Annotated in this window: 13 protein-coding genes; 5 read left to right on the top strand and 8 right to left on the bottom strand. The window is 73.3% G+C overall.

From position 1 onward, the window contains the following. Positions 1-30 precede the first annotated feature (30 nt). Positions 31-1,170, top strand: a complete 1,140-nt coding sequence (locus IEZ12_RS03515) for a Rieske 2Fe-2S domain-containing protein (RefSeq protein ID WP_189270762.1) — start codon at positions 31-33, stop codon at positions 1,168-1,170. Beyond that, positions 1,133-1,642, top strand: a complete 510-nt coding sequence (locus IEZ12_RS03520; protein WP_100586205.1) for a peroxiredoxin — start codon at positions 1,133-1,135, stop codon at positions 1,640-1,642. Before IEZ12_RS03515 ends, IEZ12_RS03520 begins: the two co-directional genes overlap by 38 nt. A 61-nt stretch (positions 1,643-1,703) precedes the next feature. Here the strand turns inward: IEZ12_RS03520 and IEZ12_RS03525 are convergent, their stop codons facing one another. Both IEZ12_RS03525 and adhP read right to left on the bottom strand, forming a co-directional pair. After that, positions 1,704-2,126: a universal stress protein gene (locus IEZ12_RS03525; RefSeq protein ID WP_100586204.1), complete on the bottom strand. Its 423-nt coding sequence runs from the start codon at positions 2,124-2,126 to the stop codon at positions 1,704-1,706. Between the two features lie 41 nt (positions 2,127-2,167). Continuing rightward, positions 2,168-3,184, bottom strand: a complete 1,017-nt coding sequence (adhP, locus tag IEZ12_RS03530; RefSeq protein WP_189270763.1) for an alcohol dehydrogenase AdhP — start codon at positions 3,182-3,184, stop codon at positions 2,168-2,170. Between the two features lie 311 nt (positions 3,185-3,495). Here adhP and IEZ12_RS03535 point away from each other — a divergent pair, with 311 nt between their 5' ends. Then, entirely contained in the window at positions 3,496-3,891 is a 396-nt protein-coding gene (locus tag IEZ12_RS03535; protein WP_189270764.1) for a hypothetical protein, read from the top strand. A 4-nt stretch (positions 3,892-3,895) separates the two neighbouring features. On the opposite strand, the gene IEZ12_RS03540 is transcribed toward IEZ12_RS03535, so the two are convergent. Together IEZ12_RS03540 and IEZ12_RS03545 are read right to left on the bottom strand one after the other, a co-directional pair. After that, complete coding sequence (locus IEZ12_RS03540; RefSeq protein ID WP_189270765.1) at positions 3,896-4,132, bottom strand: P-loop NTPase family protein; 237 nt, start codon at positions 4,130-4,132, stop codon at positions 3,896-3,898. A gap of 254 nt (positions 4,133-4,386) precedes the next feature. Beyond that, a complete protein-coding gene (locus IEZ12_RS03545) occupies positions 4,387-4,680 on the bottom strand; it encodes an EF-hand domain-containing protein (protein WP_229847194.1) in 294 nt (97 codons plus the stop codon). A 542-nt stretch (positions 4,681-5,222) separates the two neighbouring features. Between IEZ12_RS03545 and IEZ12_RS03550 the strand changes: the two genes are divergently transcribed. After that, the gene (locus IEZ12_RS03550; RefSeq protein ID WP_189270766.1) at positions 5,223-5,987 is read left to right on the top strand and encodes an SDR family NAD(P)-dependent oxidoreductase; all 765 of its coding nucleotides are present in this window, start codon (positions 5,223-5,225) and stop codon (positions 5,985-5,987) included. Positions 5,988-6,001: 14 nt separating this feature from the next. Here the strand turns inward: IEZ12_RS03550 and IEZ12_RS03555 are convergent, their stop codons facing one another. The 3 genes from IEZ12_RS03555 to IEZ12_RS03565 all read right to left on the bottom strand — a co-directional run bounded on the left by IEZ12_RS03555 (position 6,002) and on the right by IEZ12_RS03565 (position 9,988). Beyond that, positions 6,002-6,271 (bottom strand): hypothetical protein, encoded by a 270-nt coding sequence (locus IEZ12_RS03555; protein WP_189270767.1) that lies wholly within the window; start codon positions 6,269-6,271, stop codon positions 6,002-6,004. Between the two features lie 87 nt (positions 6,272-6,358). After that, complete coding sequence (locus IEZ12_RS03560) at positions 6,359-8,155, bottom strand: CocE/NonD family hydrolase C-terminal non-catalytic domain-containing protein (protein ID WP_189270768.1); 1,797 nt, start codon at positions 8,153-8,155, stop codon at positions 6,359-6,361. Positions 8,156-8,455: 300 nt separating this feature from the next. Next, complete coding sequence (locus IEZ12_RS03565; RefSeq protein ID WP_189270769.1) at positions 8,456-9,988, bottom strand: alpha/beta hydrolase; 1,533 nt, start codon at positions 9,986-9,988, stop codon at positions 8,456-8,458. 37 nt (positions 9,989-10,025) lie between these two features. Between IEZ12_RS03565 and IEZ12_RS03570 the strand changes: the two genes are divergently transcribed. Continuing rightward, positions 10,026-10,958, top strand: a complete 933-nt coding sequence (locus IEZ12_RS03570) for a MerR family transcriptional regulator (protein WP_308430980.1) — start codon at positions 10,026-10,028, stop codon at positions 10,956-10,958. Between the two features lie 52 nt (positions 10,959-11,010). On the opposite strand, the gene IEZ12_RS37635 is transcribed toward IEZ12_RS03570, so the two are convergent. Continuing rightward, on the bottom strand, positions 11,011-11,434 hold a 424-nt coding region (locus IEZ12_RS37635), incomplete at its 5' end, for an aromatic-ring hydroxylase C-terminal domain-containing protein (RefSeq protein ID WP_444542887.1).

Here is an 11,434-nt window from a genome sequence, read left to right on the forward strand (position 1 = left end):
GCAGCGCCACCGCGACCCACAGGAGGAACCGTGCGACCGTCCCGGAAGTTCGGACAGGTCACCACCCAGGGCCCGACCCCGAGCGACGCCGCGCTGCCGCCGGCCCTGCCCTACCCGGACGGTTGGGCGGCGCTCGCCTTCACCGCCGAACTGGCCCGCGGCACCGTGCTGACCCGGCGACTCGCCGGCCAGGACGTCGTGCTGTACCGGCAGCGCGACGGCCGCGTCCGGGCGGTCCGCCCCTACTGCCCGCACCTGGGCGCCCACCTCGGTTTGGCGAAGGTGGCCGGCAACGACCTGGTCTGCCCCTTCCACCGCTTCGCGTTCGGCCCGGACGGCGGCTGTGTGCGCACCGGCTACGGCACCCCGCCGCCGCCCAAGGCCGCCCTGACCCACCTTCCGGTGCGCGAGGTCAACGACGCCGTCTTCGTCTGGCACCACCACGACGGCCGGGAACCCGACTGGGAGATCCCCGCCTGGCACGTCCTCGGCAACCTGCCCGCCCGGCACGCCACTTGGGAGATGGCCGGCTACGCCCAGGACGTCATGGAGAACTCCGTGGACGTCGGGCACTTCCAGACCCTGCACGGCTGGTCCCGCGGCGAACTCGCCGCCCCCGTCGCGTTCGGCGACGTGACCTTCCACGTCTCGATGCGGGTGCAGGAGGAGTTCCCCCTGATCGGCCGCCGCCAGGTCGACGTCGAGGTCGACGGCTACGGCCTGAGCTGCCTGCACACCGACATCCACACGCCGGCGCTCGGCCTGGAGATGTGCTCCCTGGTGATGGCCACCCAGACCGCGCCCGGCCGGATGCAGTTCCGGCAGGCCAGCCGCTTCCTGGTGACCGAACCGTCCGTCCTGCCACCGGCGTTGGCCCGCACCGTCAGCCGCTCGCTGACCCGGCTGCTGGCCGGCCCGATGTTCCGGTTCAGCTGCGAGTTCACCGCTGCGGACTTCCCGATCTGGTCCACCAAGCAGTATCTTTCCCGCCCGCGGCTCGCCGCCGGCGACGGCCCGATCGGCCCGTTCCGGCGCTGGTCCCGGCAGTTCTACCCGCCCGACCGCACCAACGGCCGACTCCCGCAGCCGACCGTCCCGCACGTCCCCGTCCCTCCCGAGGAAGGCCCCGACCATGGCCAGACCGCCCGAACCGGGCACACCCGCCCCTGAGTTCACCCTGCCCGGAGTCCAGTTCGACGGAGACACCGCCCACCGCCGCGAGTACCGCCTCGCCGACGCCAAGGGCAGCCCGCTCGTGCTGGCCTTCTACCCGGGCGACGACACCCTGGTCTGCACCCGCCAGCTCTGCTCCTACAACTCCGACCTCGCCCGCTTCACCGACCTCGGCGCGGCCGTCTGGTGCATCAGCGGCCAGGACCTCGACAGCCACGAACGCTTCGCCCGCAAGCGCGAGTTGCACCTCCCCCTGCTGACCGACACCGGCGAGGCCCTGGCCAGGTCCTGGGGCATCACCGCCCCGGGCATCGGCCTGCGCCGCTCGGTCTTCGTCCTCGACGCCGCCGGCATCGTCCGCTGGCGCCACATCGCGCTGGCCGGCCTGACCTACCGCAGCACCGACACCCTGATCGAGCAGCTGGCCGCGCTGTCCTCCGGCGACGCCGAGGCGACGCCCGCGGGCTGACGCGGCGTCGGAACACGAGTGCGCCTCCGCCGGTCGGCGGAGGCGCACTCGTGGTTACGGACTACCGGACGACGACCACCGGGCAGCTCGCGTGCTGGACGCAGTGCTGGCTGACGGAGCCGAGCAGGGCCTTGGCGAAGCCGTGGTGGCCGCGGTTGCCGAGCACCAGGAGTTCGGCGCCTTCGGCGGCCTCCAGGAGGATCTGGGCGGCGTTGCCGGACTCGACCCGTTCGCGGATCTCGACGCCGTGCTCCGCGGCCTCCTGGGCGACGGTCTCGGCGAGGGTCTTCGCGGCGGACGCGGCGATGTCCGCGTCGACGACGGGGACGCTCCAGCCGAACGCGGCCGGGTACTCCCAGGTGGTGATCGCCTCGACGGTGGCGCCGACCACGGCCGCCTGGCGGGCCGCCCACCGCAGGGCCGCCCGGGAGGACGCCGATCCGTCGACGCCCACCACGATCCGTCGCTGTGCCGTCCTGTCCATGGTGTTTCCTTTCGGGTCTGTGGGAAGGAATCGGGGCGCGTTCAGGCGCGCAGGTCGAAGACCAGGCGGGCGGCGACCTTGCCGCTCAGCACCTCGTCGAAGCAGCCGTTCACCTCGTCCAGCCGGCGGGTCTCGCGGATCACCCGGGTGCGGCCGAGGGAGTGCAGCCGGAACACCTCGGCCAGATCCTCGCGGGTGCCGACGATCGAGCCGATCACCGAGGTGCCGTTCAACACCGTGTCGAACACCGGCAGTTCGAGCGTCCCGTCGGCCGGGAGCGCCACCAGGACGAGGGTGCCGCCGCGGCGCAGCGCGCCGTACGCGGCACGGAACGAGTCGTTGCTGACGGCGAGGGCGATCGCCGCGTGGGCGCCGCCGAGCGCCTGGACCTCGGCGGCGACGTCCTGGAACCGGGCGTCCAGGACGTGGTCGGCGCCGAGTTCGCGGGCCAGGGCCAGCTTCTCGTCGGTGACGTCGACGGCGATGGTCTCGGCGCCGAAGATCCGGGCGTACTGCAGGGCGAGGTGGCCGAGGCCGCCGATGCCGGAGATCAGCACCCGGGTGCCGGGGCGGGCGCCGGAGACCTTGAGCGCCTTGTAGGTGGTGACGCCGGCGCAGGTCAGCGGGGCGGCGTCCAGCGGGTCGACGCCGTCGGGGACGGGCACCACGTAGTCGCCGTGGGCGAGCGCGTACTCGGCGTAGGCGCCGTCCACCGAGTAGCCGCTGTTGTGCTGGGCCTGGCAGAGCGTCTCCCGGCCGGCCACGCAGTGGTCGCAGCGGCCGCAGGCGTCGGCGAGCCAGGCGATGGCGACCCGCTCCCCGATCCGCACGTGCCGCACCTCTTCGCCGATCGCCTCCACGATGCCGACGCCTTCGTGACCGGGGACGAACGGCAGACCGGGCTTCACCGGCCAGTCGCCGCGGGCGGCGTGGATGTCGGTGTGGCACAGCCCGCAGGCCTCCAGCCGGACCAGGACCTGCCGCGAGTCCGGGGTCGGGACGGGACGGTCCTCGACGGCGAGCGGTTCGGTGAACGCGTGGACGACGGCGGCCTTCATGATGGTCCTGCCCTTCTGACCGTGGCGGAGCGGCCCCGGTGTGCACCGGCTGCCGAGCTGTCTCCATCCCACCTCGCCGGCCCGGCCGTCCGCTGGGGCCGGGCGGTGCACCGCTTCGAGGCCGAAGGTCCCCGGACCGGCGACGATGGTCTCCCTGCGACCGATCCGCGCGGGCCAAGGCAGCTGGAGACCCCCGGCGACCAGGGGGCAACTGCCGAGTGACAGCCCGGACTTCGACTGGATAAGGTGTGCCGCTTCGAGGACACGGCGGGTCGGGGAGAGGCGCCGTGCAGTGAGGAGGATCAGGAACGGTGGGGGACTATCAGGACCGGCCCGCGATGCCCGGGTACGGCCCGGCAGCCACGGGCAGACCGGCCGGAGCGCCGGTCGGGTTCATCGTCGTGGTGGTGCTGTTCGCGGTGCTCGGCGCCCTGGTCGACGCGCTGTTCTCGTTCGGAATGCTGTTCGCCACGGACAGCTGCGGCACCGGGAGTCCGGACGGCTCCGCGGCGGTGTGCAACCCGGCCGTGTGGGCGCTCACCGTCACCCTTCCGTGGGCCGGCCTGCTGGCGACCGTGGTGCTCGCCTCCGTGGGCGCGATCCGGGCCCGGCGTCGCGGGCGCTCGCCCTGGCGCGCGCTGCCCCTCGCAGTGGCGGTCTACCTGCTGGCCTGCGGCGTGGCCTACCTGGTGGTCTTCGGTCCCTGACCGACTACGGTGCTGCGTAAGCGCGTTCCAGGGTGAGCAGGTGATCCGCGTGGGCCGCCACCAGGGCCAGACCGTGGCTGACCAGGAGGACGGCGAGGCCCCGGGCGGCGCGCAGGTCGTGGAGGAGGTCCATGATGCCGTCGGCGGTGGCGGCGTCGAGGGCCGAGGTGATCTCGTCGCACAGCAGGACGGGAAACCGCTCTTCGACGCTCAAGGGGCGCGGCGGGGTTCGACGGGTCACCCGCGGACGGTACCGGTCACCACGGCCCGGGCGCACGGGAGATTCAGCCGGGCAGCGGGCGCGGGTCGGTCCGTTGAAGCCACGGCCCAGCCTGACGGATCCGCACCCACCGCGACTTCTGCCTCGGCGGGAGTGCAACGACCACTGCATCATCCGGCTGTGACAGCGCCCTCCGCGTGCCACCCGCGCCGGCACGCGCAGCGGGAGCCGTCTGGCGATCGACCAAGTCCCGCGCCGATCAGCGCACTTGGCTGTCAGTACAGAGCGACGCCCATCGGTGACTCGTCGCCCGTGACGTAGGCGCGGATCGCTGCCAGGTACGCGGCGCGGTCGACGCGTCCGGAGTTGGTGGGGTCCAGTGCGTCGAAGGCCGCGTCGGCGTTGTCGGCCCGGTTGCCGAGCGCCTGACGCAGTGCGGTGAACTGTGCCCGGTCGAGGGCGCCGTCCTGGTCGGCGTCGGCGAGGTCGAAGAGGGCGCCGAGGGCGAACTGGCAGACGGTGTCGAACTTTTCGGCGTCCACCCAGGCGTCGTACTCCTGGTAGGTCATCACGCCGTCACCGTTGGCATCCATCGCGGCCCAGGCCCGTTCGCCCGTGGCGCGCGCCGCGACGACCAGGGGGTCGTCGTCGCTGACCCATGTGCCTCGGCCTGGCGGGGCACATGTGGCTCCCCGAATGATTCCCACCAATTTGCTTGACGCTGCGCGGAGTTGTGGAGCGCCGCCATGGGCGATTCTCGACCTGGGCCCCGGGTGGACGGCGTGGCGAGCGGTCGGCAGGCTCCCGCTCGAACGGGCACCCTCTTCCGACGCGACTGGTCCGAATTCAGTAGCGGGCGATGGCTGCGCCGAGCGATGTTCGGGAAGCCGGCCCGGCCATATCACCGCACCGCAGACCCGTCCTGACCGTCCTTCATCCGCGCCTGCGGTCGGTCGCGGATGACGGCCGAGGAGGGTGACTCAGTAAACGGGTGCGGCGCCGGTGGCGTTGCCGGCGGGTCGGCGGGGTAGGGCTCCTCCGGACGGTACGGCTCGGGCCGGAGGGGTGTGTCCGGCGTTCTGCGGGCCCAGGAGTGGGGGGTGTGGCGTCCTTGTCAGGAGATGTTGTCGTCGTCACCGGCGCTGCCAGTGGTATCGGGCGGGCGGCGGCGTTACGGCTGGCCCGGGCGGGCTGGGCGGTCGCGGCGGTGGACGTGGATGCGGCCGGTCTGGACGGGCTGGCCGCCGAGGCGTCCGGGGTGCGTCCGTTCGTCTGCGATGTCGCCGACGGGGAGGCAGTTGCCGCCTTCGCGCTCGACGTGGCACGGGAGTTGGGACCGCCGCGCCGGCTGGTGCACAGCGCCGGCGTCGGTGTGATGGGGCCGCTGCTCGATCAGGATCCGGCGGACACCCTGCGGGTGATGGACATCGTGTACGGCGGGACGCTGCGCATGGTGCACGCGCTGGTGCCGTTGATGGCGGCCCGGGGCGGCGGCGAGGTGGTGCTGTTGGGGTCGATCGGCGGATGGGTGCCGGTGCCGATGGGCGGCGGGTACGGCGCGGCGAAGGCCGCGGTACACTTCCTCGCCGAGATCGTCACGGCCGAGCACCGGGCCGACGGCATCCGCGTCCTGTGCGTCTGCCCGCCGGCGGTGGAGACGCCGATGCTGGACCGGATCCGCGTCGAGTCTCCTCAACTCCTCGGCCCCCGCCCCGGGTTGAGCATCGAAGCAGTACTGGACTCGATGGACCGGGCACTGACCCGCGGCCGACCGTGGGCCTTCCCCGGACGCGGCACCCGGGCCCTGTGGACGGCCCGACGGCTGGCGCCCAGGACGCTCAGCGGAATCATCGCCCGGAAGCTCGTCGGCAAGTAGCGCGCCACCGTCAGCTACCGGCATCCGCACGGTAGTTGACGCAGCGGCGCGCGCACTTCGGCCTCGGCCTGCGGGACGGCGGCGGCGCGCCCGCGAGCCGTCTCGTAAATCCGGGCGACCACCTGCCCGCAGGCCGTCCCCGGCCCGAGCCTGGCGGGCTTCCGGCAGTCGCGGACGGCCCCGAACAGGTCGGTGAGCCGGTCGGCACCCTGCTCGGTTCCGTGGCGCAGGAAGACGGCGGCCTGCTCGGGGAGCCGGCCGGCGCGATCGGCGCCACGGCGCACTGGACGGAGAAGTCAGCGGCCGGTGGGCGACTGGCAGGCCGACGGCCCGCCGCAGTGCTGCGGCGGGCCGTGGGAGCGTTGGGCGGGTCAGCCGAGCGGCAGTTCCAGGGCCGCCGCGCTGCCGGTGGGCGAGCTGATGGTGGTGGTGCCGCCGGTCACGGCGACCGTGGAGTACAGCGGGTCGCGGCTGTTGACGACGAGGGCCAGCCGGTGGCCGGCCGGTACGTCGTAGGAGGCCGCCTGGAGCTGCCAGTTGACGGTGAAGTCGACCCCGGGCTCCAGGTCGGTCGCGGTGTACGGCTCGTGCGTGATGAGCCGCGCGGCGCCGTCCGGGGCGACGTCGTACAGGTAGGCCACCAGGGCGGCGGAGCCGGCCGAGCTGCGCACGGTGAGCTGCACGGTGGCCGCGCCGCGGATCCGGCGGCCCGGCTCCTCGCCTCGTGCGGTCAGCGGGTCGGTCGACCAGACCAGCAGCTGCTCGCGCTCGAAGGTCGGAAGGTCGTAGCGCTTGGGGTTGCCGTACCACTCCTGCTGCCCGGTCTTGAGCAGGGCGCCGGCGGTGGCCGAGGGCGTGTCGCCGACAACGAAGTCCCGCGACCAGCCGGTGGTCGGCTTGTCGGTCAGCGCGCCGTCGGCGGTGGCGCCGGTGCCGGTGAGGTACCAGATCTCGCTGCTGATGGTGACCTCGTCCCAGGACGCGTAGGACTCGCGGTGCGCCGGAACGAGGATCAGCTCGCTGCCGCCGGGGACGGTGGTGGTCCGGTAGGTGAACATGGACTGGCTGACCACCTGCGGCCACTGCGGCACCTCGTTGTCCACGCCCAGCAGGTGGTGGTCGAGCCAGTCGAACGCCTCCTGGATCGGCTTCGCCAGCCCCGGGAAGGGCAGGCCGGTCGCCAGGCCGGCCAGGCCGGGGCCCTCGGGGGCGCCGTGGTCGCCGATCCACAGGTTCAGGTGCTTGGGGACGGTGAGCTGCTGGAACGTCTCGATCACCGGGCCGACCGGGAACAGCGTCTCGTGCCAGGTGTTGGAGACGAACGTCGGGATCCCCCGCTCGTTGGTGCGGTCGGTGTAGGTCTGCGGGGAGCGCCTGTTGCCCCAGGCCACCACCTCGTCCAGTTCCTGGCCGGCGAGGAAGTTCGTGAGGATCCGCCGGGTGTCCTCGTCGAACTTCTCCTCCATCGGGCCGCCGGTGAAGCCGATCAGCGCGTTGACGGCCGCGAGGTGCCGGGTGTTGTTGGCGTACAGGCTGGTGGCGAGGTTGCCCCAGGTGCTCAGCGCGACCACGGCCTCCACCCGGCCGGCCGGGTCGTGCGCGGCGACCAGCTGGCTGATCCCGGAACCGTAGGACTCGCCGAGGAAGCCGACCTTGCTCGGGGCGAAGTGCTCCTGCGCGAAGTCGATCACCCGCACGCCGTCCGACCAGTCGTTGGGCCCGCCGACGTCGATGAAGCCCTCGGAGGTGGACACCCACCCCTTGATGCCGATGCCACGCGGCGTGTAGGCGAGAACGTGGTAGCCCTTGCGGGCCAGCGTGAGGTACAGGTACAGGAACGGCAGCCAGCCGTACGGGTTCCAGCCGGCCGGAACGATCACCACCGGGTGCGGCTTGCCGTCCCGGAGCTTGATGGCGAGCCCCGACAGGCGGACGCCGTCGTCGCCGGTGATGCCGGACACCTCGGTCGCGGCAATCCCCTGGACCTTGGCCACCAACTCGGCGAGCTCCGCAGGCAGTTGGGAGCCCTTCTCGCCCCGCAGTGCCGCCAGCAGGGCCTGGCTGACGTTGAGCACGGAATCGCTGGGGGTCAGGCCTTCGCCCCAGATGCCGTTGGCGGCGATGTCGGTGAGCATCGCCTCGGTGGCCTGCGGGGTCGGATCGGTCATGTGGGATCACCCTTTCGTGAACGGATACCGAACCGATCCTGGTCGGGCGAGCAGCAATAGAACTGACTTATCGTCAGATTCACTCGAACGGGTGGAGTTCGGCTCGGTGCACCCGCACGTTTCGGCAACCCTGGGCGCGCGGCCACCGCATCGTCCGTGGCAACCCGTCCGCCTGACGGGCCGAACCGGGTCGCAGGAGGCCCGCCCGGCATCCCCCACGCGCCGGCCGCCCCTGGCCCGCCACGGGGTGCCCGCCTGCTGCCGAGGCGGACACCTCCGTTGCCCGGTGCGGGCGTTCGGTCAGGCGCGAAGGTGCGTGAGGACGGCGGACAGCGCGCGCTGCACGGCCTCGCGGGTCTCGTCCGTGGGGTCGTGCACGTCGAATCCGTGCATCGCGTGCGGCACGTCCACGAGCTCCAGCGCCGCGCCGCACTCGTCCGCGGCCGCCACGAACGCGGCGACCGTCGCGGCGATGTCCGGCGCTTCGAGCCCCACCCGGGTCAGCACGATCGGCAGTCGGCCTGCCTTCGGCAGCACCGCGGCCGGAGCGAAGCGCGGGTCGACACCGACCCAGCCCGCCAGCGGCGCCAGCACCGGGTAGTTGGCGGCGACGCAGCGCAGCCAGGGCTGGGGAGCGGCCAGGTGGTCGGAGAGCAGCAGGCCGCCGCCGGAGAAGACCCACAGCGCGATCCGGTCCGCGTCGACGCGCGGGTCCGCCCGCAGCACCCGCAGCGCCTCCGCGACGTCCGCCGCGGCCGTCGGGTAGTCGGACGTCGCGTGGAGCCGGTGGGCGACGACCGCGCCGACCACGCCCCGGCTCGCCGCGAGCCGGGCGTGGCCGACGTAGAGCGGCCAGTCGCGCAGGTCGGGCACCAGGTCGCGCGGCAGCGGACCGCCGTGGACGAAGAGGATCGCCGGGCGGGGGCCGTCGTCGTCGGCCGGGTCCGGCAGGTGCAGGTCCAGACGTCCGGTGCGTTCCCGTGCCGCCACCGGCACGTCGAGCAGGAACGGACGTTCCTGGAACGGCGTGTTGTTCGCCGGAGTGAGCCGGTGGCCCTCGCCGGCGGCGGCGCGCAACAGTGTGGTGGCCAGCTCGTCGGGGCAGGAGAGCATCGGCCAGTGGCCCGTGGCCAGCTCGAAGAAGCCCACGCCAGGCCCGGCGAGGGCCTGGAACTGCGGCATGCCCGACGTCACCAACTGCTGCACGGCCTCGATGGTGAGCCCGCTCGCCGTGCACAGGACGCCGCTGGTCGGCACGCTCCTCAGTGCACCGGTCAGGCGTAGCGGCTCGGTCAGCGTCCGGCCCGGCTGCGGCGCGGCGAGCGACGACAGCCGCTCCAGGTCGGCGGGCGACAGGCCGGTCGTGTTGCCCCACCGCTGCCACTGGTCGGGCGCGGGCGCCGGCACGGTCGCGTCCGGCCGCTCGCGCAGGAGCGCGTGCACGTCCGTGTCGGGCACCAGCGCGAGGGGCAGGTCGCCGTCCTGCGGCAGCCCGGAGTCCAGGTAGACGATCCGGGTGACCTGCTCCACGCGGCGCTGCGCCGCGCCGAGCACGGGGTGGATGGCGTAGTCGTGGCCGACGAGCACCACCGTCGGCGCGGTGACCGCGTCGATCAGCCGCACCACGTCGGCGATGTGGGTCTCCAACTCCACCTCGCCCTCGTCCACCCCGCCTGCGGGCGCCGCACCGCCGCCCGTGCCGGTCAGCGTCGCGGCGTGCACCTCGGCGCCCGCCTCGCGCAGTTTCTCGCCCACCCGGTCCCACAGCAGCCCGCCGGTGAACGGGCCGGAGGCCAGGATGAACGCGGTCCGAATCTCTTGATCGCTTCGCATGCGGGTACGGTAGGAACTCCCCCAACGGGAGGTTCAAGTGGTGCTGCCGCACGACCTGCTGAGCATCGGTGAGCTCGCCGAGCGCGCCCGGGTGAGCGTGAAGGCAGTGCGTTTCTACTCGGAGCAGGGCCTGCTGCCCGAGGCCGGTCGCAGCGGCGGCGGACACCGTCGTTACGCCCCGCAGGCGCTGGAGCGGTTGCGGCTGATCCGCTCGCTGCGCGCGCTGGACGTGCCGCTGCCGGAAGTCGCCCGTGTCGTCGCCGAGGAGACAGCCGAGGACGGGGCCGGTGAGGGCTTCGACGAGGGTCTTGAGGCCGTCGTGGCCCGGCAGTTGGACAGCCTGGGCGCCGAGATCGCCGCGCTGCGCTGGCGGGAGGCGGCGCTGCGGCTGCTGCACGAGGCCGCGCCCGTGGAGCGCGCCGAGCTCCTGCGCCTGGTCGGCGCGCTCGGCACCCCTCCCGACACGGAGACCCTGGTCCGCTACTGGCGCGGGCTGCTGCCGGTGAGGCTCCCCGCTCGGCTGGTGGCCGCCATCGTGGAGGCGGCGGTGCCGTCGCTGCCGGAGCAACCCTCGCCGGCACACGTGCTGGCCTTCGCCCGGCTGCACGAACTGACCGCGGCCGTGAACAACGCGTGCCTGGCGGATCACCGCCCCTCCCTGCCACGGCCGGACATGCTCTACGACGGCCTGCGCGAGGCCTACGACCTGGTCGCGCCCGCCCTGCTCGCCGGTCGCGACCCCGCCGCGGGCGAGGCCCTGGACTGCTTCGTCGCCGCCCACGCCCGGGCGCACGACCGCCACGACACTCCCGACTACCGCCGCGAACTCGGCCGCGAACTCGCGGTGGGCGACCACCCCGCCATGCGCCGCTACTGGGCGCTCGCAGGCGAGTTGGCCCCGGCCCCGACGCTCGGCGCCGCGAACACCTGGCTCAGCTCCGCGCTCGCCGCACAACTCGCGGCGAACTGACGGCGCAGCGTCCGACGGGTCGCTCCGTATGCGAGGTCCGCGGTGGTTCGCGTCATCGGGTGCCGGGCTGCCAGGGGGCTGTCGAGCGGGTGATCGCGGTGAGGGCGCGCTGGAGGGTGGCGTCGCTCGGCGGGCGGTCCCGCCAGCGGGCGCCGATGTGGCCGTCAGGTCGGACGAGCAGCGCTCCGTGCGGCCGGAGGCCGCAGAGATCGGTGTGCTCAATGGGAAGGGCTTCGATGTGCAACGGCCATGGTGCGGCGGCCTGTTGCTCCCATTGGGTGGGGTCCGGGGTGAGCAGGGTGAACCACTCGCCGAGGGTGTCGAGGGTGGAGCGATCGCGGGTGAGCCGGAGGTGCGGCAGGCGACGGCCCGGCTCTGCGGTGGGGACGTAGTCCGTGCCCGGCTCGGGCGGGGTGCTGCCGTCGATGAGGACGGCGCCGGAGCGGTAGGTGACGCCGAGCACGAGACCGAGTTGG

Origin of the sequence: Kitasatospora griseola (assembly GCF_014648555.1) — a bacterium.
GTDB lineage: Bacteria > Actinomycetota > Actinomycetes > Streptomycetales > Streptomycetaceae > Kitasatospora > Kitasatospora griseola.